This window comes from Roseburia rectibacter, assembly GCF_014287515.2.
GTDB lineage: Bacteria > Bacillota > Clostridia > Lachnospirales > Lachnospiraceae > Roseburia > Roseburia rectibacter.
In genome coordinates this window covers 2,447,927-2,474,227 of sequence record NZ_CP092473.1, presented here as the reverse complement: position 1 = coordinate 2,474,227, position 26,301 = coordinate 2,447,927, and the positions used below count along the sequence as shown (strand labels likewise).

Sequence of the window (26,301 nt, the reverse complement as noted above, 5' to 3'; positions counted from 1 at the left end):
AACAAACACATGACAGCACAATCAAACATAAGACAGCACAAACAAACACAAGCAAGTTGTAGCAAACTAAAATAAAAGGAGAAAAGTTATGGCAGTAAAAATTGCACTCGCAGGTAACCCGAACTGCGGAAAAACAACTTTATTTAATGCTTTGACTGGTTCCAACCAATTCGTGGGTAACTGGCCTGGAGTAACAGTAGAAAAAAAAGAAGGTAAATTAAAAGGACATAAGGATGTTGTTATCATGGATTTACCGGGTATCTATTCCTTATCTCCGTACACACTTGAGGAAGTCGTTGCACGTAATTACCTGATCAGCGACAGACCGGATGCTATCTTAAATATCGTAGATGGTACCAATATCGAGCGTAACCTGTACCTGTCCACACAGCTTATGGAACTTGGTATTCCGGTTATCATGGCAGTCAACATGATGGATCTTGTTGAAAAGAATGGTGATAAGATACATATTGACAAGTTAAGCAAAAAACTTGGATGTGAGGTTGTTGAGATCTCTGCATTAAAAGGAACCGGTATCCAGAAAGCTGCTGAGAAAGCAGTAGCACTTGCACAGCAGAAGAAAAATATGGTTCCGGTACATGAATTTTCCAAAGATGCTGAAGAAGTGATTGCAGAAGTTGAAAACAAGCTGACAGGTATCGTTGCAGAAGATCAGAAACGTTTCTTCGCAATCAAGTTATTAGAGAAAGATGACAAGATCAAAGAGCAGATGAAATCTGTTCCGGATGTATCATATGAGATCAAGAAAATGGAAGATAAGTTTGATGATGATACTGAGAGTATCATTACAAACGAGCGTTATGTATACATTTCATCTATCATCGGTGAATGTATCACAAAGAGCAATAAAGAAAAACTTACAACGTCCGATAAGATCGACCGTATCGTAACAAACCGCTGGCTTGCAATCCCAATCTTTGCAGTTGTCATGTTTTTGGTATATTATGTATCTGTAACGACGGTTGGTGCTATTTTAACAGACTGGACAAATGATACACTCTTCGGTGAATGGATCATCCCGGGAGCACAGAGCTTATTTGAAAATATCGGATGCGCTGACTGGCTGACAGGTCTGATCGTAGATGGTGTGATCTCCGGTGTTGGTGCAGTACTTGGTTTCGTACCACAGATGCTTGTACTGTTTTTGTTCCTTGCATTCCTAGAGTCCTGCGGTTACATGGCACGTGTCGCATTCATCATGGACCGTGTGTTCCGTAAATTCGGACTTTCAGGAAAATCATTCATTCCGATGCTGATCGGTAGTGGATGTGGTGTTCCTGGTGTCATGGCTTCAAGAACGATCGAAAATGACCGTGACCGTAAAATGACGATCATGACAACAACGTTCATCCCTTGTGGAGCAAAACTTCCGATCATCGCATTGATCGCAGGTGCTTTCTTCAACAACGCCGGATGGGTTGCATGGAGTGCTTATTTCGTAGGTGTGGCAGCAATCGTCTGCTCCGGTATTATTTTAAAGAAAACAAAAATGTTCGCTGGCGATCCGGCACCATTTGTTATGGAGCTTCCGGCATATCACTGGCCAACAGTTGGAAACGTATTAAGAAGTATGTGGGAGCGTGGCTGGTCTTTCATCAAAAAAGCCGGTACAATTATCACATTATCAACAATCATCTTATGGTTCTTAATGAACTTTGGATGGACGGACGCTGGCTTTGGAATGTTAAGTTTTGATGGTCTGGAAGGTGCAACACTTGAGGCTGCACAGGCAGAATGTATTCTTGCAAAAGTTGGTTCCGCAATCGCATGGATTTTTGCACCTCTTGGATGGACACAGAGTGGTAACGGCTGGAAGATGTCAGTTGCAGCAGTCAGCGGTCTGATTGCAAAAGAAAACGTCGTAGCAACATTTGGTATGTTATTTGGTTTTGCAGAAGTTGCAGAAGATGGTGCCGAGTTCTGGGGTAATCTTGCAGCTGTTATGACTCCGGTAGCTGCATATGGCTATCTGGTATTCAACCTCTTATGTGCACCTTGCTTCGCCGCAATGGGAGCAATCAAGAGAGATGAATAATGCAAAATGGTTCTGGTTTGCAATCGGATATCAGTGCGGTCTCGCATACGTAGTATCCTTATGTATCTATCAGATCGGTACATTGATCACAACAGGTACGTTCGGCATTGGAACAGTTGTTGCATTCATACTGATCGCTTGTCTGTTATATCTGTTATTCAGACCTTATAAAGAGAGCGATACATTAAAAGTAAATGTAAAAGGCATGGCAGGCGCAAGATAAGCACTGCTTCTAAAGTGGCTGCCGTGTGTTGACACGGCAGCCATATTTATAACAAGGAGGAAAACAAGGAGGAAAATCCTCTGCTCCTGCAGTGGCAGTCGCATTTTCCTTCGGAAAACAAGGAGGATTATCTTATGGGAACAATTGTAACGGGAGCGGTCGTTGTAGTGATCGTAGGTCTTATTATCCGCAGCATGGTTCGCGATAAGAAAAACGGAAAATCTCTTCAGTGCGGAGGAGATTGCAGTCAGTGCGGAGGGCACTGTCATTAATACAGGAGGAGACCATGACAGCAGGAGTAAACAGTCAGAAAAAGAAAAATCATGAAACGGCGAATTACCATAGAACCCAGATGCAGAAAGAAATTGTCATTCAAAGATTGAGAGAACAGGGGTGTCGTATTACCAAACAGCGTCTGATGCTGCTTGACGTGATTCTCAATGAAGATTGTTCATGCTGCAAGGAAATTTATTACAGAGCAGCAGAAGTTGATCCGGGAATCGGCGCGGCAACTGTTTATCGCATGGTCAATTTATTAGAAGAAATCGGGGCTATCAGCAGAAAAAATATGTATCGGATCGCATGCGGGGCGGTATGTGACAGAGAAAAGGCATGTACGATCGAACTTGATGATGATACTGTAAAAGAATTATCCGCAAAAAGCTGGAATGCAGTCGTACTTGCAGGTTTAAAAGCATGTGGTTATGTCGACAAACAGGGAATCAAAAGCGTTGTAGTGCAGTCCTGCGACTGTGAAGAAGCAGGCTGATAAGAAATGGAGAAATTTATGTTAAAGATTACGGTGGACGTAGACGGAATGCAGTGCGGCATGTGCGAAAATCATGTAAATGAAGCAGTTCGCGGGGCATTTCCGGTCAAAAAAGTATCTTCCTCTCATGGCAAAAAGCAGACCGTGATCATCACGGAACAGGATATCGATGAGCAGGAATTGAAGGCTGTCATTGACGGAACAGGGTATGAGTCAGGGGCAGTCCAAAAAGAGCCATATGAGAAAAAAGGGTTGTTCGGATTTTTGAAATAAACAGCTATTGCATAGAAAAAGTAACGGTTTAAAATGGTTACGCGAAAAGCAGGAATTCCAGAAGTGGGATTCCTGTTTTTTATAGGCTGATGACATTTCCGATAAATGCTGGTTTGTGGGTGATATGAGTTTCCTCGTGTAGGGTGGTTCCGGGGGTTTTCGATTGGCAAATTGCATCAAGCCGGGACTCGTTTTGTTTCCGTTGTCCGAAAATAAGGCAAGTCTAAGTCAGCCTGATTTAATGTTTCTCGGAGTGACGTGTGCGTCTTAAACGCCCCGTCCGGGGGCATTAAGACTTGTGCTGCCGTCCGTGGCAGCACAACACTGTGTTACGAACAGGCAGACTAAGATTGCCTAATTTTCTCCCAAAGTCACAAAACAAATCCCGGCTTGATGCGATTTGCCAGCCGCAAGGTTGTGAACCACCCTTAGCCGGGAAACTCATTTTACAACCTTGGGGGTGCGTAAATTTTTAGTGTTTTGTGTCTGAATCTGATTAAAAAATATTTCTAAATAACTATATTCAATAATTTATTAATTGTTTGATAACGCTGGCAAGAACCTCAATATATTCCACTATGCTCATGTTTATTGCCATACACATTTGAAGAATAATTTGTGTTATTGGTCTGACAATTTACGAAACAATTCATGTAGTACAATGTAGCAGATGGAAATTCTGGGAAGTCATCAGGCTGAATATTAATGATACAGCACCTTAGGATTTTAAGCATATTTCCATTCGTGCGAATATCAAAAATTCACACCCGCGCCCCCAATTCTGAGATGAACCGCCCACCAAAATGGTGTTCATAACCTGAAGACTGGAATCTTGCGCAAAGCCGGAGCTAATTTTGTGACTTTGGGAGAAAATTAGAAAATCTTGGTGTGCCTGTCTATACATAGTGATGTTCTGCCACGGATGGCAGAACAAGGCAGCATCGAGTCATGGATGACTCGTTGTTGCCGGTCACGTCACTCCGAGAAAATCTAATTCAGGCATACCTAGACTTTTCTTATTTTCGTACAACGGAACAAAAATTACTTCGGCTTTGCGCAAGATGCCACTCACAAGCCTACGATACACCATTTGGGGAGATGATTTATTTCATAAACAAACCAGCATTTGGCGGGCAATGTTAGATGATGTCAGAGTCAAACAGCATATTTCAATTTTTGATTGACAAAACCGCAAAAAGAATTAATATGGTTATCTGTATAAAAAGTAGAAATAGTGCAATTATTATGTGAAAAACTACAAGAATTATGGCGCAAAATGTCATATTATTAGTATGGCGCAAAAACTCTAGTTTATTGCTGAAAATATAAAAACGAAAAATATTTAGTGCAGATGTGAGGGCAGTTCAAATGGAAATCCAAAGAAAATCTTTAACACAGCTTTTTGTACCAATATGCTTCGAAACACTTTTTTATATGCTTTCCGGAATGGTTGATACCCTGATGCTTTCATCGGTAAGCGATCAGGCAGTTGGTGCAGTCGGTACGGCAAATACATATATTGGTGTTTTTATCATCATGTTTGGAGTTATATCGTCGGGCATGGTTGCGGTAATGACACAGAATATCGGGGCAGGAAAGCCGGGAGTTGCATATCAGGCAAGACAGCTTGGACTTATTTTTAATGCGGTTGTCGGAGTGATGATGTCCGTATTTTTAGCTGTTTTTTCAGGAAAAATTTTAGAGATAGTAAGTATTGCACCGGCTCTGTTTACGCCTGCTGAAACTTATCTGAAAATCGTAGGCGGTGCGTGTTTTTTAAATGCGCTCATACCTATATTTTCAAGCTATCTTCGGGTGTTTGGCTATACCAGGCAGTCGCTTTTGGCATCTATCACAGGAAATATAATTAATTTTATTTTGAATTCTGTATTTTTATTTGTCATGAACTGGGGAGTTATGGGAGTTGCCATCGCCACAGTAATATCGCGTGTTATAAATCTGATCATGGTTGCGGCTATGGGAGCAGTGCTGGTAAAGGCAAAAAATGCTCCTGAGAGGGAGTCCTCACGCAAAATATTAGGACAGATCATAAAAATAGGTTTTCCATCCGCGTGCGAGACGGCTCTTTATAATATTGCAATGACGCTTGTTGTTCGTTTTATGAATCAGATGGATGCGGACGGGATGAATGTTACCGCGCGCTCTTATACGCTTCAGATTGCAAATTTTTCATACTGTGTAGGTGCTGCCTTAGCACAGGCAAATGCCATCATGACAGGCTGGCGGATTGGGGCAAAAGAATTTGAAGAGTGTGATAAAGGAACGAAAAAGGCTGCTATTTATGGAGTGATAACAGCCACCTGTTTTTCTGTGACGTTCGCATTGACTGGACATTTTATCGTACATATTTTCACAGACGATCCACAGATGATAAATCTGGTTGTAAAATTGCTTGTCGTTGACATTTTCCTCGAATTTGGACGTGTAACGAATCTGGTCTATGGACAGGCATTAAAAACAAGCGGAGATGCTGTTTTCCCTGTGATCATGGGTGCAATATTTATGTATCTGGTGGCAGTTGGAGGCACATATTTTTTGGGCATACGGTTAGGGCTGCTTGCTGTGGGGGCATATATTGGCATGGCGGGTGATGAATGTGCCAGAGCGGTTGGAATGGTGCTCCGCTGGAAAACAGGGAAATGGAAGACGAAGCGTCTGGTGGAGTAAGATGAAACTGTTGTTTGTGAATGATTATTTATGCGGAGGATATTATGTACTTTGAATTAAAAGAAAACAGACCACATGGTACGCAAAAGTATCCTTTCAGTTTATATCATATCTATAATATCCACCATTCCTTTCAGATTCCGGTGCACTGGCATGACGAACTTGAGATTATATATGTAAAAAGTGGAGTTTTAAATGTGAATATATCAGGAGAAAACTACACAGGAAGTACAGGAGAAGTATTTGTTGTATCGCCGGGTAATTTGCATTTTATGGGTTCGCAGACAGGAAAAGTGGACTACTATACGTTACTTTTCCCATTGGAGTATGTATCGTTTCAATCAAATGATCTATTAGAGAAAGAGGTAATGGCACCGCTGAAAAGTGGAAAGCGGATGGTAAAACCACAGCTTGGTGCTGGATTGAGTGATATATGCGATAATCTGATCGCTTTGGAACATTCAGATCTGACACTGTCTGATACTCAGAAAGAGCAGAAAATTGCTGAGAATACGAGTGATAATAGGAACAACCTGATAATCCAGTTTGAGATAAAAAGCAGATTGCTTATGTTTTTTAAGAGAGTGCTGCAAAGTGGTTTTATATTAGAAAATAATACCAGTGGCAGAAATACTACCGAGAAAGAAATGATTTCGTATATACAGCAGAACTTTACAAGGAAAATATCGCTTAAGGAGTTTGGAAACCAGTTTCACTTGTCTGAAAAATATATTTCCCGCTATTTTAAAGAACATTTTCATATTACTATTTCACAGTATATCAATCATTTACGCATGGAGCATGCGAGACAGTTACTGCAGGAGACTACACTTCCTGTTACGGAGGTTGCAATGCGGTGCGGTTATGAAAATGTCAGTTATTTTATCCGGAGCTTCAAAAAGATGTACGGAAATCCGCCGTTGAAATATCGAAACGAGATTTAATTCGAAAATCGTATCTCATATATTTTCGGAAGAACAGGTCATGAATCTGTTATTTTAAGGACGTATTTTGTATAACCATTTTCATAGAACCTTTATTGTTAATATAACATGGCAGTAGAAAAAAGACTGAGACAAGAATGGAGGTTACTATGAAATACGGATATTTTGATGAAAATAAAAAAGAATATGTGATCACAAGACCGGACACACCGGCACCATGGGTAAATTATTTAGGATCACCGGAGTATGGAGCGATCATATCCAATAATGCGGGAGGATATAGTTTTGCAAAATCCGGAGCAAACGGAAGAATTTTAAGATATGTATTTAACCAGTTTGATGAACCGGGCAGATATATTTACATCAGGGACAATGAGAGTAAAGATTACTGGTCAGCTTCCTGGCAGCCGGTGGGAAAAGATTTAGAGCATTATAAGAGCGAGTGCCATCATGGGACTGCTTACACAAAAATGAAAGCGGCATATGCCGGGATCAGTTCTGAGGTATGTTATTATGTACCGTTAAACCAGTCTTATGAAGTTTGGAATCTGAGTGTTACCAATGATTCTGAAAAAGAAAGAAAACTTACTGTGACCGGTTATGCAGAGTTTACGAATAACAGCAATTATGAACAGGATCAGGTCAATCTGCAGTATTCACAGTTCATCACAAGGACTGTTTTTTGTGAGAACCGTGTGCGCCAGATGATCCATGCCAATCTTGATATGATTGAAAAAGGAAAAGAAATTGACCATAAGACCGTGGTGAGCCGGTTCTTTGGACTTGCGGGCACAGCCGTAACATCCTGGTGTGGCGATAAGGAAGAGTTCCTTGGCAGATATCATGGATATGGGAATCCCAAAGGTGTGGAAGATGGTGTTTTAAATAATAAAGGGAATTACAATGAAAACGGCTGTGGTGCTATTTCAACGGTACTGCATCTGAATCCGGGGGAGACAAAGAATATCGCATTTTTAGTCGGAATGAAAGAGGATGATGAGGCGGCAAAAATCATAGCAGGATATGGGAATACAGCAGAAGTGTGCAAAAAAGAACTTGCGGAACTGACCGCATACTGGCATGAAAAATTTTCTCATTTTCAGGTAAAGACACCGAGTGAAGAATTTAATACCATGCTCAATACATGGAATGCGTATAACTGTTTTATGACATTTATCTGGTCAAGGGCTGCATCCTTTACTTATTGTGGACTGAGGAATGGGTATGGTTACCGTGATACCGTGCAGGATATTCAGGGCGTGATCCATCTTGCACCGGAGATGGCAGTCGAAAAGATCCGCTTTATGCTCTCGGCCCAGGTGGACAATGGAGGCGGATTGCCATTAGTCAAATTTACACATAATCCGGGACATGAGGATACACCGGACGATGCCTCTTATGTACAGGAGACAGGGCATCCTGCATATCGTGCGGATGATGCACTCTGGCTGTTCCCAACCGTGTACAAATATGTTTCGGAAACCGGTGACGTGGCGTTTATCGATGAGGTGATCCCGTTTGCGAATAAAGACGAGGGAACGGTTTACGAGCATCTGAAGCGTGCAATAGATTTTTCCATGAAACATCTTGGAGGGCATGGACTGCCGGCAGGGCTTTATGCAGACTGGAATGACTGCCTGCGTCTTGGAAAAGATGGGGAATCAACATTTGTTGCCCTGCAGTTTTATTATGCGATGACGATCCTGCGTATTTTTGCAGAATATAAGAAAGATGAGGCATATATTGCATTTCTGAATGAAGAGCAGAAAAAATTGGGAGAGCTGATCCAGAAACTCTGCTGGGATGAGGACAGATTTATCCGTGGTTTCACAGAGGATGGTAAGACAATCGGAAAGCGTACCGATCCGGAAGCGAACATGTGGTTAAATCCGCAGAGCTGGGCGGTGATCAGCGGACTTGCAGATGAAAAGCAGGCAGACTGTGCATTGCAGCAGGTATATGACAGGTTAAACACGGAATATGGAGCAATTCTGATGGATCCGCCATATCATGCACATGCATTTGATGGGGCGCTTGCAGTTATTTATAACGCTGGCACCAAAGAAAATGCCGGTATTTTTTCTCAGTCACAGGGGTGGATCATCCTTGCGGAAGCATTGAGAGGACATGGAGAGAGAGCATTTTCCTATTTTATGGAAAATGCACCGGCAGCACAGAATGACAGGGCAGAGATCCGAAAATTAGAGCCATACTGTTATGGTCAGTTTACCGAAGGAAAGGATAGTCCGAATTTTGGACGGTCGCATGTGCACTGGCTGACAGGAACAGCTTCCACGGTTATGGTAGGGTGTGTAGAGGGAATCCTTGGCATGCGCCCGGATCTTTATGGACTTCGCATTGCACCGGCTGTTTCGAAAGAATGGGAAATGTTTGAAATCGATAAAGATTTCAGAGGCTGCCATCTGCACATTACAGTAAAAAATCCGGGACATGCAGAGCGCGGATACAAAAAACTATTCGTTAATGGTCAGGAAATGGAGGACAATTATATTCCACAGTCTGTACTTACAGAGACAACAGAAGTGGAACTGATCATGTCATAAGACAAAATAAGTAAAGAAGTCTTTTTATACGCAGAATTTGTGTCAGCGTGCACCTGACACAAATTCGTTATGCTGGGAAAATGTGCGCAGAAATGAGGAGTATCATGAAACAAGTTGAATTTATAGATAAAAATGGAGCTTTCCGTATTCACAATCCGGAAAATTATAGTGGTCTGTACCTTCCGCTGGCAGGAGAGACGGGATTGAAATCGAGCATTACGCCGAATCTTGGAGGGGACAGCAAGACAGATCAGAATCATTTTCTGTTAGAACCGGTCAGTATTGAAAACTTACATAATAACCGCAATACAAGAAATTTCTGGTGCCGGATCGAAGATAAAGGCTGTTGGTCTGTCTGTGGTTCTTCTGCAAAACAGGAAGCGGAAAAGTTTACGAAAGATCAGGATGAAAGCACCTTAGAAGCCGGATTTATGTGGCAGAAACTGACAAGAATATCAAAAGAGTATGGGGTAAAAGCAGAGACGACTTCCTTTGTGACTTTAGATGGTGCAATGGAAGTAATGATGGTAGAACTTACCAATACAGCAGAGTATGAGCAGAAAATCACACCGATGGCGGTGATTCCGGTTTATGGACGGAGTGCAGACAATATCAGGGATCACCGTCATGTGACATCACTTTTACATAGAATCGAGACAAAGATGTATGGCGTGGAAGTATGTCCGGTACTTTCTTTTGATGAAAGAGGACACCAGAAGAACCAGACGACATATTTTGTCTATGGGTCGACAGGAGAAGGCGAGGCACCGGAGACATTTTATCCGACAACGGAAATGTTTATCGGAGAGGGCGGAAGTTATCTGATACCGGAAACTGTGCGGACTGTGAAGGATGGCGTGCCGGCTGGAACGAAACTGCAGGGAAAAGAGGCAGCAGGAGGAATGCGTTTTGCGTCGGTTACTTTAAAACCACAGGAATCAGCAGCGTATCTGATTCTCGCAGGAATTTCGGAAGAAAGGGAGCAGATCGAAAAACAGACAGCAGCTTACCGTACGAAAAAGCAGGTGGAAGCAGCACTTGAAACGGTAAAAAAGCACTGGACTGACAAAGTAAATGTCGATTTTGCAACAGGTGATACAGCAGTTGATAATTATCTGAAATGGATCTGCTTTCAGCCGGTTTTAAGAAGGATCTTTGGATGCTCTTTTTTACCGTATCATGATTATGGAAAAGGCGGACGCGGCTGGAGAGATCTCTGGCAGGACTGTCTTGCCCTGCTTATCATGGAGCCGTCTGTGGTGCGTCAGATGATTGTGGACAATTATGGCGGTGTCCGGATAGATGGAACAAATGCAACGATCATTGGAAGCAGACAGGGAGAATTTATTGCTGACCGTAATAACATTACCCGTGTCTGGATGGATCATGCGTTCTGGCCGTTTGTAACAACGAAATTATATCTGGATCAGACCGGAGATCTTAATATTTTACTGGAAAAAGTTACTTATTTTAAAGATCTTCAGGCAAAGAGAGGTACTGCACATGATAATGCGTGGGATCATGCGTATGGAAATAAACAGCGCACGGAGGGCGGCAACGTTTATTTTGGAACGATCTTAGAACATATTTTGCTTCAGAATCTGTGTGCTTTTTATGATGTCGGGGATCATAATGAGATGAGACTGCACGGTGCAGACTGGAACGATGCGCTTGATATGGCATGGGAAAGGGGCGAAAGTGTGGCATTTACCTGTGCATATGCTGGAAATCTGAAAGATATTGCAGAGTGCCTGAAACATCTGGAAGCAGAGACAGGCATCAGCAGGATCGAAGTGGCGGAAGAGATGAAATATCTGCTTGCAGACGGAACAGATTTATATGAAAGTCCGGATAAAAAACAGGAATTGTTAGAAAAATACACCAGTCTTTGTGCACATAACATAAAAGGCGGGACGATCCTTATTTCAGTGGAACAGATCAGAAAAAATCTGCTTGGAAAAGCAGAGTGGCTGATGCAGCATATCAGATCAAAAGAATGGATCAGTGCAGAAGATGGTATGGGCTGGTTTAACGGATATTATGATAATCATGGAAATGCAGTCGAGTACAGCAAAGATCGGGATGTCCGTATGATGCTGACCGGACAGGTGTTTGCGATCATGAGCGGTACCGCCGGTGAGGAACAGATAAAAGCAGTATGTAAGAGTGCAGACAGATATCTGTTTGATAAAAAAGCCGGTGGCTATCGTCTGAATACAGACTTTAAAGAAGAAAAATTTGATCTTGGAAGAATGTTTGGATTTGCCTATGGCGAAAAGGAAAACGGAGCAGTATTTTCACATATGGCGGTCATGTATTCAAATGCACTGTATCAGAGGGGATTTGTATCAGAGGGACATAAAGTACTGCAGACACTGCTTGATGCAGCCATGAATTTTGAAAACAGTAAAATGTATCCGGGACTGCCGGAGTATTTTGATAATGATGGAAGAGGACTTTATGCATATCTGACAGGTGCGGCAAGCTGGTATATGTTAACCATGATCACGGAGGTCTTTGGCGTAAAAGGAAAACTCGGCGACCTTGTGATCGCACCGTCCCTGCTGCCGGAGCAGTTTGACGAAAAAGGCGATGCAGGGCTGCAGCTGGAGTTTGCAGGTAAGAAATTCCATATCATACTGCATAATCCCAAAAAACAGAGCAGCAGAGATGGTCAGATCAGACAGGCAGTGTGTGATGATCAGATCATTTTAGAAACAGAGCCGGAATATGGGGTACGGCTTAGTAAGAAAGTGATCGAAACACTCAATTCTGGGAAATGTCACAGAATTGATGTTGTTTTAAGTGAGTAGTGCAAAAACCGGACTGTCACCACATGGATTTGTAATATTTGTCCCGGTATTTCTTTGGTGTCAGTCCGGTATAGTTTTCAAAAATCTGGATAAAATGGCTCTGTGAGGAAAAGGAGAGATAATTTGCAATATCAACGATCGGCTTATCGGAATAGCGCAGCAGATGTGTCGCTTTCTCAATTTTTTTTTCACGGATATAGTCACTGATGGATATACCAAGGTTCTGTTTAAAAACACGGGACAGATAACTCTCGGACAGCCCGGTATATTCAGCCAGAATATTGATGGTAATGCGTTCTTTGATGTGCGTGTAGATGTAGTCGACACACTGCATGACAGGCTTTGAGAGAATTGAACTTTTTTTCTGAAGAACCATTTTTCCGGTAAAATCTTTTACCATTTCATGATGCAGGTCTGCCACCTGGCGTATCGAGGTACAGGAATCCATTTTTAAAATATAAAAATCACTCAGGCGGTAAGCCTGTTCCGGTTCTAATCCACCGTCAATGCAATAGCGTGTGATCATGGCGGTAGTGACAACAAAATGATATTTGATATTCGTAAGCGGATTGCGGGAAAGCACTCCTGTACCTTTTAGGTCAATAAAAGCATCTTCTTTGCAATTCCGTATCACAGTTTCCATATCCCCTGTTTTGACCGCATTATAAAAAGAATACTCTACCGTCGGGGAACGGTGCAGCATATCGTATTCACTGTTGACTAATTCTGTGTGATACCACTCTTTTGAAAGTTCCATGATTAGCTCCATTCTTGTACTGTTTTCAAATGAAAATATCATTTCATTTGCAGATTTGTACATCTTTCGTCTGGTTGTCTCATTATGTCATGAATCTGACATTTTTTCAAGCGATTTAGTATAATGCAAAATTAAAATCAGTTAATATATCACTTGTAAACGAGATAGGAACACAAAAGAAAATAAGTGTTCCAGAGGAATTTCGAAAAGGGAGGAAAAGTAGATGAAACGAAGAATTGTAAGTATGATGCTCGTAGCAGCGATGGGAGCAACATTATTGACAGGCTGTGGCGGAAATGCAGCAGGCAGCAATGACACAAAGAGCGACAATGCTGCAGAAGCAACTGGCAGCGATGCAACAGCCACAGATGAAAATGCTCCGGCAACAGAAGCAGAAAACACAGATGCACAGGCAGGTACTTCTGATGAAGGAAAGGTACTTAATATTTACTGCTGGAACGAGGAATTTAAGAGTCGTCTGACAGATCATTATCCAGGATATACAGAGGTGGATGCAACTACAGGAACGATCGGTGATGTAATTGTAAAATGGAACATTACCCCAAGTGATGATATGGCATATCAGAACAATCTGGATGCAACCTTATTAAAACAGGCAGATGCAGCAGCAGATGACAAGATCGATATCTTTCTGGTAGAAGCCGATTACGCATTAAAATATGTTGATACAGATTACACAATGGCAGTTACAGATCTTGGAATTACCGATGCTGATCTTTCCAAACAGTACCAGTACACCAAAGATGTTGTTACAGATTCCAACGGTGTATTAAAAGGTCTTTCCTGGCAGGGCTGCCCTGGCGTATTATTCTATAACAGAGATGCAGCAAAAGAAGTATTAGGTTCGGATGATCCTGCTGAGGTTCAGAATTATGTAAAAGACTGGGATACATTTAATGATACAGCAAAGAAAATGAAAGATGCCGGTTACACAATCACATCTTCCGCAAACGATACTTTCCGTGTATATTCTAATAACGTCACTTCAAAATGGGTTGTTGACGGCAAGATCAATATTGATGACAACATTATGAAATGGGTGGATGATTCCAAAGAGCTTGTAGATGCAGGTGAGACAGGAACATATGATCTGTGGAGTGATGACTGGAAGAAAGGTTTCTATCCGGAAGGAAATGTATTCTGCTACTTTGGACCTGCATGGTTAGTAAACTTCTCAATGGCAGCAGATACAGAAGGCAGTATCGGTTACAATGGTGGCTGGGGCGCAACGGAAGGACCTCAGGGCTTCTTCTGGGGTGGTACATGGATCTGTGCAGCCAATGGAACTGATAACCAGAGCCTTGTAAAAGATATCATGCTTCAGATGACAACCAATGATGACGTTATGAAAGATATCATTGAGAAAGATGATGACTTCGTAAACAATCAGGACGTAATTGCTGAGATGGCAGACAGCTCTTACTCAAGCAAGATCTTAGGCGGACAGAATCCACTTGGCATTTACAGCTCAGGAGTTTCCAAACTTGATTTAAGCAATCTTTCTTCCTACGATCAGGGTTGTAACGAAGAGTTCCAGCATGCAATGAAGAACTACTTCGAAGGAAGTGCAACGAAAGAAGAAGCATTAGATCTGTTCTACAAATCAGTTTTAGAGAAATATCCGGAATTGACATATTAATCTCCATTCTTGCGCTGTTTTTAAGCGCATCACAAGTTTGTGCGAAGCACAAATCTTGCGTGTGAAAAATGTATTTTTCACACTAAGTTCTGTTACTATGAATGAAACTGCGCCTGCCAGATCGTAAGGAAGGCAGGTGCGGTTTATTATGTAAAACCATTAGCGCAAAGCTGACAGCATGTTTACACAGAAGAAAAGTGAGGGATGCTGTGAGCTCTGTGGATGAGAAAATATACTCTGAAAAAGGAGGTTGGGCTGTTATGAAAAAAAGCAGTGGAAAGGTAGTAAAGTACAATAAATGGGGATATATCTTTTTGATTCCTTTTATTGTAGTATATGTTATTTTTCAGTTGATCCCATTGGTCAGCACTATTTACAACAGTTTCTTTGAAAACTATATGTCAGGATTAACACAGGTTGGACCAAGGTTTGTCGGATTTGAAAATTATCAAAAACTCTTCTCCGATGGAGATATCTGGATTTATACCAAAAATACTCTGTTATTGTGGATCATGTGCTTCGTACCGCAGATTATTTTATCGCTTGTACTTGGGGCATGGTTTTCGGATGTGCGTCTCAAATTAAAAGGAACACGTTTCTTTAAAACGGTCGTATATCTTCCAAACCTGATCATGGCATCCGCATTTTCCATGTTGTTCTTTACCTTGTTTTCCGATGGAGGACCGATCAACTCAATGCTGATGCAGATCGGATTTATTGATACACCATATAAATTTTTATCAAATGCGGGAAGTGCAAGAGGACTGATCGCACTGATGAACTGCCTGATGTGGTTTGGTAATACAACGATCCTTCTGATGGCTGGTATGATGGGTATCGATACTTCTTTATTTGAGGCAGCAGAAGTCGATGGAGCAACTTCTTCCCAGGTATTCTGGCAGATCACGTTACCGCTGTTACGTCCGATCCTTGTATATGTGGTCATCACATCTCTGATCGGTGGTTTACAGTTATTCGATGTTCCACAGATCTTAACCAATGGAACCGGTGATCCGATGCGTTCTACTATGACACTGATTATGTTCTTAAATAAACATCTCTACAGTAAGAACTATGGTATGGCTGGTGCATTGTCAGTTATTCTGTTTATCATTACAGGTATTTTAAGTCTGATCGTATTTAAGATTACCGGCAATGATAAGAGGAAGGGGTGAAGATCATGAATGAAAATCGTAATTTGAAAAAAGGCGTAGGTATTCATGCAAGGAGATTTATTGCATATGTTGTATTGGCGATTGTTTCTGTTTTGTGTTTATTCTGGTTTTATGTATTATTTATCAATGCAACCAGATCAAATGGTGAGATGCAGTCCGGTTTTACACTGGTTCCAAGCAGTCATTTGTGGGAAAACTGGAAGAACTTAAGAAACGGAACACTTCCGGTTTGGAATGGTATGTTCAACAGCCTGATCATTTCAGCATGCGGTGCAGTACTTGGTGTGTATTTTTCAACGATGACAGCTTATGCGATCCATGCGTATGATTTCAAACTGAAAAAATATATTTATCCATTTATTTTAATGGTTATGATGATTCCGACACAGGTAACTGCACTTGGATTTATCAAACTTGTATCTGGTATGCATCTGGAAGATTCTTTTATTCCTCTGATTGTGCCTGCAATTGCAGCTCCGGTTACTTTTTTCTATATGAAACAGTATATGGAGAGCACACTGCCGTTGTCACTGATCGAGGCAGCCCGCATTGATGGCTCCGGGGAGTTTCGTACATTTAACTCTATCGTAATGCCATTAATGAAGCCGGCGATCGCCGTACAGATGATCTTTACTTTTGTAAGCAGCTGGAATAACTACTTCACACCGGCATTGATCCTGCACGATGACAAGAAAAAGACACTGCCTATCTTGATCGCGCAGTTACGTGGAGCTGACTGGCTTAAATTTGATATGGGGCAGGTATATGTGATGATCGCATTCTCCATCTTCCCGGTTATTATTGTATATCTGTTTTTATCAAAACATATCGTACAGGGTGTTGCTCTTGGTAGTGTAAAGGGGTAAGTGATAAAAAATAAGACACGAAATAAAAAACAGGATATGAATGATGCAAGAGCCTGCTGACTTAAAAAAAAGCCAGCAGGCTTTTTTGTTGCGCTTATCCGTTCAGCAGACAGATCCCCAGATTTAAGTATCCTGCAAAAGTCACCCAAAGCAGATAGGGGATCATCAGATATCCGGCTGGCTTTGAAATCGGGTAAAACAGAATTGCTGTCAATAAGATCAGAAGCCACAGCAGCACGAGCCAGATAAAAGCAAACAGACATAGCCCAAAATTAAAAAAGAAAATGGACCAGAAAAAGTTAAACACAAGCTGGATGCCGTATACGGTCAGAGCGTTACCAGTGGGCTTTTGTGATGTGACCACCAGATAAGATGCGATTCCCATCAGAACATACAGAATTGTCCAGACTACCGGAAACAGAAAACCCGGTGGAGCAAAAGCAGGTTTGTTTAGCATTGCAAAGTTTTCCATGCTGTTTTTGGTAAGAAGAGATGCCAGTGCGCCGACAGCAAGTGGTATGGCAATGCAGGTAATCAGGCAAAGCACAGATCATAGAGCCATTTTCGGACGAATATGTTGCGGCAGCAGAATTTAAAAAGATTCCAATAGATGCACTGAAAAAATTACCGCAGCCGATGCATTTGATCCGTGTGACGCCGGTGAAAGCAGAGATGTTAAATTCAGAATTTAAGAAGGATGGGTTTGCGAGCAGACAGAAAATTGTTTAAGAAATGGAAGAAAAAAGATAATTCTAAACAAAATATAAATAATTGGCACACTGGTATGACCAGAATTTATTGACATCACCACTATTAAATGATAGAATTTATCTATAAGTAACAGACGAAACAAAAATGTTACATCAGAAATGGAGATTATCAATGGGAAATGTACGGATTCTGGAAGTAAAACAGAGTATTTTCGAGAGCAATGACAAGCAGGCAGCATTGCTCCGCGAAGAACTGAAAAAAGATGGTGTGTTCTTACTGAACCTTATGTCATCACCTGGATCGGGCAAAACAACGACGTTAACACGCACGATCGAGGCACTGAAAGATGATTTAAAGATCGGTGTCATGGAAGCAGATATTGATTCAGATGTGGATGCAGAGACGATTTTAAAGACCGGAGCAAAAGCGATCCAGCTTCATACAGGCGGCATGTGTCATCTGGATGCAGATATGACGGGACAGGGATTAAAAGGACTTGGGACAGATGATGTGGAACTGGTTATTTTAGAGAATGTCGGCAATCTGGTATGTCCAGCAGAGTTTGACACAGGTGCTGTTAAAAATGCAATGATCTTATCTGTGCCGGAAGGACATGATAAGCCTTTAAAATATCCGCTGATGTTTTCTATCTGCGATGTTGTACTGATCAACAAAATAGATGTGATGCCTTATTTTGATTTTGATCTGGAACAGTGTAAAAAGAATATCTTAATGCGCAATCCGAATGCAAAGATCATCCCGATCTGTGCAAAGACCGGAGAGGGTATTGAAGAATGGGCAGACTGGCTGAAAACAGAAACAGCTGCATGGAAAGAGGAGGAACACGCATGAAAAAGTTTGAGTACACACCACCGGAACAGCCGAGAGAGCTGATCTTAAAATTAGGACAGAAGATCACTGACCGCATCGGTCATACGGTGACAGCAGAAGATCCGGAATATTATGGTTTAGAGGCACTTGTGACCGATGAGATGGCAGAGGTTGCACTGAAAATGAAAGTGCGTAAGCCGATGACATTAGCGCAGATCGTAAAAGCAACCGGAAAAGAAGAGAAAGCACTCGAAGAATTGCTGCAGGAGATGAGCAATATCGGTCTTTTGGAATACAACTGGGAAAATCCAAAGCATGAGAAACAGTATGTTCTTCCGATGTATGTACCGGGAAGTGCAGAGTTCTTTAATATGAAGTTAGACCAGATCAAAGAGCACCCGGAGGTAGCGTCATTCTTTGAGCGTATGGCATTTTTACCATTGCAGAAAGTAACACCGATGGTACCGCCAGGAGGCGCAGGAATCGGTATGCATGTTATTCCGGTTGAGAAAGCGATCGAGACAGAGAATGAGTCTGTCAGTGTCGAGCATATTTCCCACTGGCTGGATAAATATGACGGAAAATACGCAGCAGGTCCATGTTCCTGCCGTTATTCACGCGGTGTTTTAGGCGAGGGATGTGCGGATGATCCGGAAGACTGGTGTATCGGTGTCGGCGATATGGCTGATTATCTGGTTGAGACAAATAAGGGACATTATATCACACGTGAAAAGGTAATGGAGATCTTACAGCGTGCAGAGGACAACGGTTTTGTCCATCAGATCACAAATATTGACGGCGAGGACAAGATTTTTGCTATCTGTAACTGTAATGTAAATATCTGTAATGCGCTTCGTACTTCACAGTTATTTAACACGCCGAATATGTCGCGTTCTGCTTATGTGGCAAAGGTTGAGACGAAGGATTGTGTTGCATGTGGACGCTGCGTAGAGTACTGCCCGGCAGGTGCCGTAAAACTTGGTCAGAAGCTTTGTACGAAAGACGGAGCTATCACATATCCGAAACACGAACTGCCGGATAATACCAAATGGGGACCGGAAAAATGGGATATGGATTACCGTGATAATAACCGTATCAACTGCTATGATACCGGAACAGCACCGTGTAAGACTGCCTGTCCGGCACATATCGCAGTACAGGGATATTTAAAAATGGCAGCACAGGGACGTTATACGGATGCGCTTGCTCTGATCAAAAAGGAGAATCCATTTCCGGCAGTCTGCGGTCGTGTCTGCAACCATCGTTGTGAGGATGCATGTACAAGAGGTACCGTAGATCAGGCGGTTGCGATCGATGATGTTAAGAAATTTATCGCAGAACTTGATTTAAAGGCAGAAACGCGTTATATTCCACCAGTCGTACAGCCGTCAAACCGTGGAACTTTCCCACAGAAGATCGCGATCATCGGTGGTGGCCCTGCAGGTTTAAGCTGTGCATTTTATCTGGCTGCCAGAGGTTACAAACCGACTGTATTTGAGAAAAATGAACGTCCGGGTGGAATGCTCGTTTACGGTATTCCTTCCTTCAAATTAGAGAAAAATGTTGTGGATGCTGAGATTGAAGTAATGCGTGAACTTGGCGTAGATATTAAATGCGGCGTGGAAGTTGGAAAAGATATTTCATTAGATGAGCTGCGTGCACAGGGATATCAGGCATTTTATATCGCAATTGGATGTCAGGGAAGCCGTAAAGCAGGTATTCCGGGTGAGGATGCAGACGGTGTGATGAGTGCAGTTGATTTCTTACATATCGTATCCGGTGGAAATGAAGATTATCGTGTGGATGGCAGATCCGTTGTCATCGGTGGCGGTAATGTTGCAATTGACGTGGCACGTACAGCAGCACGCTGTGGTTCAAATGAAGTTTCCATGTTCTGCCTGGAGTCCGAAAAAGAGATGCCGGCATCAAAAGATGAGGTGGCGGAAGTTAAAGGAGAGGGCGCAGCCGTTCATTGTGGCTGGGGTCCGAAAGAAATTTTAACAGAAAATGGCAAAGTACGCGGCATTGTGCTGAAAAAATGTCTTTCTGTTAAAGATGAGACAGGCCGCTTTAACCCTCAGTTTGATGAGAATGATACGATGACTGTGGAATGTGAGCATGTTTACTTAAGTATCGGACAGAGTATCCTCTGGGGTGACCTTTTAGCAGGTTCAAAAGTGGAACTTGGAAGAGGAAACGGAGCTGTGGCAGATCCGCTTACTTATCAGACTGCAGAACCGGATATTTTTGTTGGTGGAGATGTCTATACCGGACCGAGCTTTGCAATCAATGCGATCGCAGCCGGAAAAGAAGGTGCAGAGTCCATTCACCGTTTTGTCCATGAAAATGCGAGCATGACGATCGGAAGAAACCGCCGTCAGTTTATCGAACTGGATAAGGAAAATCTTGCGCTCGAAGGATATGACAATGCAAAGAGACAGCGTCCTGCAATGGATGATAAGATTGATGCACACAGATCCTTCCGTGATGCACATAAGACACTGACCGAGGAGCAGGTGAAGATCGAGACAGCGCGTTGTCTTGGCTGTGGTGCTTCCGTGGTGGATCCGAACAAGTGTATCGGATGCGGTGTCTGCACAACAAAATGTGAGTTTGATGCGATCCATCTGCACCGTGAACTGCCGGAGTGCAGCCGCATGGTAAAAGCAGAGGATAAGATGAAGGCAATTCTTCCTTATATGTTAAAACGTGAAGTGAAGATCCGTTTTGGGAAAAAGGAGAAATAAAGCGAATGCATGAACTTGGAATCGTATTTCATGTGATCAAAAGCGTAGAGGAGATCGCACAGGAAAATGATCTGACAAAGGTTTCGGCTGTGACACTTTCCATTGGGGAAGTGTCCGGCATTGTGCCGTCCTATCTTACAGACTGCTGGCGCTGGGCAGCAGACCGTACAGAGATCTTATCAGGCAGTGAGTTAAAAATTGATATGATCCATGCGGTAACACATTGTGACGACTGTGGCTGTGAATATGATACCGTAGAGCACGGTAAGATCTGCCCGGAGTGTGGTGGTGAACATACCTGGCTTTTATGTGGAAATGAAACGATGATTAAAGAGATCGAGGTGCCGGAGGAAGAGCCGGTGCCGTAAAAGTGTGACAGATTTTTGCAGGGTATGCTTTGTATTTTATGGCATACAGAACAGAAACATAATTGCATTTCTTAAAAAATCATGATACCCTTTGTATACATAATACTTATATGCAAAATATTTTGCCTGTATAATTTTCATGTATACAGAGGGTATTTTTGTGAAGTAATATTGTAAATCTTTGCAAAGAGCACATTTAAAGTCCTTTTTGCGTAAGATTTTAAATGGAAAAAGAAAAGACACTGACATTGAAAGAATTATCTGAGATGAAAGGTACGGCATAGAGTGAAATATAAGAGGCGCATTGTGACTCTTTTTGGGCTGTACCTGGAATTAGGGGTACAGCTTTTTTTCTTCCAAAAGCTGCATCATAGATTCGTGTATGAAAATAATATAAATTTGGTAATCAGGGAGAAAATGAATGGAAACAAGAGTAGCTTTGATAGGGATCATTGTAGAAAATATGGATTCCACACCAGAATTAAATAATCTTTTGCATGAATATGGTTCGTATATCATCGGACGTATGGGTTTACCATACCGCAAGCGGAATGTACATATCATCAGTGTTGCGATCGATGCGCCGCAGGATATCATTAATGCACTTTCCGGCAAAATTGGCAGACTTAACGGAATCACGGCAAAGACAGTGTATTCTAATGTTGGCATAAGCTAGTGTACGCTATTATTGTTAGTGATACAGTACACCAGTGCAGATGTGATTGAAATTACTAATTAAAAAATGAGGAATTTATGTTACAAAACCAGATAATACAAGATCAAAACAAAAATACACAGAGCACACAGAGCACCTACGGCATGCCAGAGCGTGAACTTAAAAATCTGCCGGAGACAATAGAAAAGACAGCAGATATCACAAAAGAACAGCTCGCATTTCTTCTTTCCACAGAGGACAAGGCAATGATACAGGACTTAAAACAACGTGCGCGGAGTGTGGGTGACCGCATCTATGGAAAAAATATTTATATCCGCGGACTGATCGAGTTTACCAATTACTGCAAGAATGACTGCCTTTACTGTGGAATCCGCAGAAGTAACTGCCACACAGACCGTTACAGGCTGACGGAGAAGGAAATCCTTTCCTGCTGTAAGAACGGATATGAACTGGGATTCCGGACTTTTGTATTACAGGGGGGAGAGGATGGATTTTATTCAGATGAAAAAATCTGTCATCTTGTTTCAAAGATCAAGGAGGAATATCCGGACTGTGCGGTGACACTTTCCATCGGTGAAAAATCAAAGGAGAGTTATCAGGCATATTTTGATGCCGGGGCAGACCGGTATCTGCTGCGCCACGAGACGGCAGATGAGGCACATTATAAAAAGCTGCACCCGGCGGAGATGTCCTATCAGAACCGGATGCGATGTCTTAGAGATTTAAAAGAAATTGGATATCAGACCGGCTGTGGATTTATGGTGGGTTCGCCATATCAGACCGTAGATACTTTGTGGGAGGATCTGCAGTTTATCCGCAGATTAAAACCGCAGATGGTCGGTATCGGGCCATTTATCCCGCAGAAGGATACGCCGTTTGGCAATGAGACGGCGGGTACGATGGAGATGACACTGCGGCTGCTGTCGGTCATAAGGCTGATCCATCCGCATGTGCTGCTCCCGGCAACCACGGCACTTGGAACGATCCATCCAAAGGGCAGGGAGCTCGGAATCTTAGCAGGAGCGAATGTTGTCATGCCAAATCTGTCTCCGGTTGCCGTGCGTGAAAAATATAAATTATATGACAATAAGATCTGTACCGGCGATGAGGCGGCAGAGTGCCGTTTCTGCATGCAGCGGCGCATGGAAAGCATTGGTTATCAGGTAGTTGTAAACAGGGGAGATTTTTTGGCATAACAGAGAAAACAGATAAAGAACTGGCAGTTCTAAAATAGCATTGCCGGTTTTAGGTGACAGAAAAACTGTCATACCATATAAAAAATACTAACCGGAAAGTAAGCGGGTGGTTACTGCTCACACGGTATGAGTGAACAGTAACAGCGGGTGCAGACTGACCGGAAAGAAAGGAAGCATGTATGTACAACGCAAAATCATTAAAAGCAGAAGAGTTTATTTCAGACGAGGAGATCAAAGAGACACTTGCCTATGCAGATGCCAACAAAGACAATGTGGCACTGATCGATGAGATCATCGAAAAGGCAAAATTAAGAAAAGGTTTAAATCACAGGGAGGCATCTGTCCTTTTAGCATGTGAGATCCCGGAAAAGATCCAGGAAGTTTATGAACTTGCAGAGCAGATCAAAAAAGACTTTTACGGAAACCGTATCGTATTATTTGCACCGCTTTACCTGTCAAACTACTGTGTAAACGGCTGTGTATACTGTCCGTATCATCTGAAAAACAAACACATTGCAAGAAAGAAACTGACACAGGAAGATATCGTAAAAGAAGTTACTGCACTGCAGGATATGGGACATAAACGTCTTGCGATAGAGGCTGGGGAAGATCCGGTCAACAATCCGATCGAATATATTTTAGAGTGTATCAAAACCATCTACAGTATCAAACATAAAAATGGTGCGATCCGCCGTGTCAATGTCAACATTGCAGCAACGACCGTAGAAAATTACCGCAAATTAAAAGAGGCAGGAATCGGAACTTACATCCTGTTTCAGGAGACTTACCACAAAGACAGCTATGAAAAACTACATCCGACCGGACCGAAACATGATTATGCATATCATACGGAAGCAATGGACCGCGCAATGGAGGGCGGCATTGATGATGTGGGACTTGGTGTATTATTCGGACTTGACCTGTACCGCTATGAGTTTGCAGGACTTTTAATGCATGCAGAGCATTTAGAGGCAGTACATGGAGTGGGACCTCATACGATCAGTGTTCCAAGAGTAAAACATGCAGATGATATTGATCCGGATGCGTTTGATAACGGTATTTCCGATGATACATTTGCAAAAATCTGTGCACTGATCCGTGTTTCTGTTCCATATACCGGAATGATTATCTCAACCAGAGAGAGCCAGGAAGTGAGAAATAAAGTACTTCCGCTTGGTGTATCTCAGATCAGCGGCGCATCAAAGACAAGCGTAGGAGGATATGCAGAGCCGGAAAAAGAGGACGAAGTGACCAGTGAGCAGTTTGATGTCAGTGACCAGAGAACGTTAGATGAGGTTGTAAACTGGCTGATCAAACTTGGTTATATCCCAAGTTTCTGTACGGCATGTTACCGTGAGGGAAGAACCGGTGACCGTTTTATGGCACTTTGTAAAAACATGCAGATCTTAAACTGCTGTCACCCGAATGCGCTGATGACGTTAAAAGAATACTTAGAGGATTATGCGAGCGAGGAGACTAAAAAACTTGGTATGGAGCTGATCGACAGAGAACTCGAAAAGATTCCGAATCCGAAAGTAAAACAGACTGCATACGAGCATATTCATGATATTGCAGAAGGAAAACGTGATTTCAGATTCTAAGAAAAACGTGATGCATATTCGGAATGAACAAACCAAAGGCAGATAAATTATGCCCGCAGGCTGTTCGAAAGGAGTACTATGGCAGGAACACTAAATGACACACCGGGCAGCAACCGTCTGCATATCGGTGTGTTTGGAAAAACAAACAGTGGAAAATCTTCTTTTATCAATGCGTTCACACATCAGGAAGTTTCCATTGTTGCGGATATTGCCGGAACGACGACAGATCCGGTCTATAAGCCGATGGAGATCAGCCCGCTTGGCCCCTGTGTGATCATTGACACAGCAGGATTTGATGATACAAGCGAGCTTGGTGAACGTCGTGTGGAGAAAACAAAACTGGCGGCAGAAAAGGCAGATATTGCAGTGATCGTGGTATCACAGCCGGATAATGAATGGGATATCACAGAAGAATTAAAGTGGTACCAGTTTTTGAAAGAGAAAAACACACCGGTCTTGTTCCTCGTCGGAAAATCAGATATTGATCCGCACACAGAAGAACTTATTTCATATATCAAAGAAAAAACCGGAAAGAAAGCGTTTGCAATCAGTGCAGAAACCGGGGCAGGAATCGATGTGGTAAGAGAAGAATTAGCCCGCCTTGTACCGGAAAACTTCGGGGAAAGAAAGATCACGGGAGAACTTGTCACAGAGGAAGATCTTGTCCTGCTGGTTATGCCGCAGGATATTCAGGCACCGAAAGGACGCCTGATCCTGCCGCAGGTGCAGACGCTGCGGGAGCTTTTAGATAAAAAATGTCTGGTCATGAGTGTGACAACAGACAAACTGGTGCCGGCACTTGCAGCCTTAAAAGAACCGCCGAAACTGATCATTACGGACTCACAGGTGTTTGGCTATGTGTATGAGCACAAACCCAAAGAGAGCATGCTGACTTCATTTTCCGTTTTATTTGCAGCCTATAAAGGGGATCTTCCTTATTATGTGGAAGGTGCGAAGATGTTAGACTCCCTGACGAATGAATCACACGTTCTGATTGCAGAGTGCTGCAGCCATGCACCGTTGCAGGAAGACATCGGAAGAGTCAAGATCCCGCGCATGTTAAAAAAACGTGCTGGGGAGGGGCTTACGGTAGATATTGTAAGTGGAACGGATTTCCCGGAGGATTTATCAGATTATGATCTGGTCATCCAGTGCGGTGCATGTATGTTTAACCGTAAATATGTGCTGTCCCGGATCGACCGAGCAAAAAAACAGCAGGTTCCGATGACCAATTATGGTGTGACGATCGCCCATCTGACCGGAATTTTAGATAAGATTTCAATGTAACAATAGAATTAAAAAGCAGGATTGCGTTTTCCTGTAAAATTAGAATTAAATGAAAAAAGCGATGCACGGTTTTAACCGGTGGCATCGCTTTTTTTG

Annotated in this window: 19 protein-coding genes and 1 pseudogene; 18 read left to right on the top strand and 2 right to left on the bottom strand. The window is 42.5% G+C overall.

The annotated features are described in order from the left end of the window. Nucleotides 1-88: 88 nt before the first annotated feature. The 8 genes and pseudogenes from feoB (at nt 89) to H8S51_RS11640 (ending at nt 12,330) form a co-directional block, all read left to right on the top strand. A pseudogene (gene feoB / locus H8S51_RS11675) lies at nt 89-2,279 on the top strand (ferrous iron transport protein B). A 134-nt stretch (nt 2,280-2,413) separates the two neighbouring features. Then, a complete protein-coding gene (locus H8S51_RS11670; RefSeq protein ID WP_186900174.1) occupies nt 2,414-2,551 on the top strand; it encodes a FeoB-associated Cys-rich membrane protein in 138 nt (45 codons plus the stop codon). Between the two features lie 14 nt (nt 2,552-2,565). Further along, nucleotides 2,566-3,048 carry a Fur family transcriptional regulator gene (locus tag H8S51_RS11665; RefSeq protein WP_118210562.1) on the top strand — a complete coding sequence of 161 codons (483 nt, stop codon included), beginning with the start codon at nt 2,566-2,568 and terminating at the stop codon, nt 3,046-3,048. Nucleotides 3,049-3,066: 18 nt separating this feature from the next. Then, the gene (locus H8S51_RS11660; RefSeq protein WP_186900175.1) at nt 3,067-3,321 is read left to right on the top strand and encodes a heavy-metal-associated domain-containing protein; all 255 of its coding nucleotides are present in this window, start codon (nt 3,067-3,069) and stop codon (nt 3,319-3,321) included. Nucleotides 3,322-4,689: 1,368 nt separating this feature from the next. After that, a complete protein-coding gene (locus H8S51_RS11655) occupies nt 4,690-6,009 on the top strand; it encodes an MATE family efflux transporter (RefSeq protein ID WP_186900176.1) in 1,320 nt (439 codons plus the stop codon). Nucleotides 6,010-6,053: 44 nt separating this feature from the next. Further along, nucleotides 6,054-6,953 carry an AraC family transcriptional regulator gene (locus H8S51_RS11650; protein WP_186900177.1) on the top strand — a complete coding sequence of 300 codons (900 nt, stop codon included), beginning with the start codon at nt 6,054-6,056 and terminating at the stop codon, nt 6,951-6,953. A gap of 149 nt (nt 6,954-7,102) precedes the next feature. After that, a complete protein-coding gene (locus H8S51_RS11645) occupies nt 7,103-9,517 on the top strand; it encodes a GH36-type glycosyl hydrolase domain-containing protein (RefSeq protein WP_186900178.1) in 2,415 nt (804 codons plus the stop codon). Nucleotides 9,518-9,621: 104 nt separating this feature from the next. After that, nucleotides 9,622-12,330 carry a GH36-type glycosyl hydrolase domain-containing protein gene (locus H8S51_RS11640; RefSeq protein ID WP_186900179.1) on the top strand — a complete coding sequence of 903 codons (2,709 nt, stop codon included), beginning with the start codon at nt 9,622-9,624 and terminating at the stop codon, nt 12,328-12,330. Nucleotides 12,331-12,346: 16 nt separating this feature from the next. Here the strand turns inward: H8S51_RS11640 and H8S51_RS11635 are convergent, their stop codons facing one another. Next, entirely contained in the window at nt 12,347-13,087 is a 741-nt protein-coding gene (locus tag H8S51_RS11635; protein ID WP_186900180.1) for a helix-turn-helix domain-containing protein, read from the bottom strand. A gap of 223 nt (nt 13,088-13,310) precedes the next feature. Between H8S51_RS11635 and H8S51_RS11630 the strand changes: the two genes are divergently transcribed. From H8S51_RS11630 to H8S51_RS11620, 3 genes are all read left to right on the top strand, one after another. Continuing rightward, nucleotides 13,311-14,747, top strand: a complete 1,437-nt coding sequence (locus H8S51_RS11630; protein WP_186900181.1) for a type 2 periplasmic-binding domain-containing protein — start codon at nt 13,311-13,313, stop codon at nt 14,745-14,747. Between the two features lie 260 nt (nt 14,748-15,007). After that, nucleotides 15,008-15,922: a carbohydrate ABC transporter permease gene (locus tag H8S51_RS11625; RefSeq protein ID WP_241070695.1), complete on the top strand. Its 915-nt coding sequence runs from the start codon at nt 15,008-15,010 to the stop codon at nt 15,920-15,922. 5 nt (nt 15,923-15,927) lie between these two features. After that, nucleotides 15,928-16,788: a carbohydrate ABC transporter permease gene (locus H8S51_RS11620; protein ID WP_186900465.1), complete on the top strand. Its 861-nt coding sequence runs from the start codon at nt 15,928-15,930 to the stop codon at nt 16,786-16,788. 94 nt (nt 16,789-16,882) lie between these two features. Here the strand turns inward: H8S51_RS11620 and H8S51_RS11615 are convergent, their stop codons facing one another. Continuing rightward, nucleotides 16,883-17,335: a TspO/MBR family protein gene (locus H8S51_RS11615; protein ID WP_186900464.1), complete on the bottom strand. Its 453-nt coding sequence runs from the start codon at nt 17,333-17,335 to the stop codon at nt 16,883-16,885. Between the two features lie 335 nt (nt 17,336-17,670). On the opposite strand from H8S51_RS11615, the gene hypB reads away from it, so the two are divergent. The 7 genes from hypB (at nt 17,671) to hydF (ending at nt 26,205) form a co-directional block, all read left to right on the top strand. After that, nucleotides 17,671-18,351: a hydrogenase nickel incorporation protein HypB gene (gene hypB / locus H8S51_RS11610; protein WP_118210622.1), complete on the top strand. Its 681-nt coding sequence runs from the start codon at nt 17,671-17,673 to the stop codon at nt 18,349-18,351. Continuing rightward, nucleotides 18,348-21,077, top strand: coding sequence for an FAD-dependent oxidoreductase (locus H8S51_RS11605; protein ID WP_186900463.1), 2,730 nt, complete (start codon nt 18,348-18,350; stop codon nt 21,075-21,077). Before hypB ends, H8S51_RS11605 begins: the two co-directional genes overlap by 4 nt. 5 nt (nt 21,078-21,082) lie before the next feature. Beyond that, a complete protein-coding gene (locus H8S51_RS11600) occupies nt 21,083-21,445 on the top strand; it encodes a hydrogenase maturation nickel metallochaperone HypA (RefSeq protein ID WP_117922286.1) in 363 nt (120 codons plus the stop codon). A gap of 421 nt (nt 21,446-21,866) precedes the next feature. Then, nucleotides 21,867-22,121 (top strand): TM1266 family iron-only hydrogenase system putative regulator, encoded by a 255-nt coding sequence (locus tag H8S51_RS11595; RefSeq protein WP_186900462.1) that lies wholly within the window; start codon nt 21,867-21,869, stop codon nt 22,119-22,121. A 77-nt stretch (nt 22,122-22,198) separates the two neighbouring features. Beyond that, nucleotides 22,199-23,317, top strand: a complete 1,119-nt coding sequence (gene hydE, locus H8S51_RS11590; protein ID WP_117922288.1) for a [FeFe] hydrogenase H-cluster radical SAM maturase HydE — start codon at nt 22,199-22,201, stop codon at nt 23,315-23,317. Nucleotides 23,318-23,496: 179 nt separating this feature from the next. Further along, on the top strand, nt 23,497-24,918 hold the full coding sequence (gene hydG, locus H8S51_RS11585) for a [FeFe] hydrogenase H-cluster radical SAM maturase HydG (protein ID WP_117922289.1): 1,422 nt from the start codon (nt 23,497-23,499) through the stop codon (nt 24,916-24,918). Between the two features lie 78 nt (nt 24,919-24,996). After that, complete coding sequence (hydF, locus tag H8S51_RS11580; RefSeq protein ID WP_117922290.1) at nt 24,997-26,205, top strand: [FeFe] hydrogenase H-cluster maturation GTPase HydF; 1,209 nt, start codon at nt 24,997-24,999, stop codon at nt 26,203-26,205. The last annotated feature ends 96 nt before the right edge of the window (nt 26,206-26,301 follow it).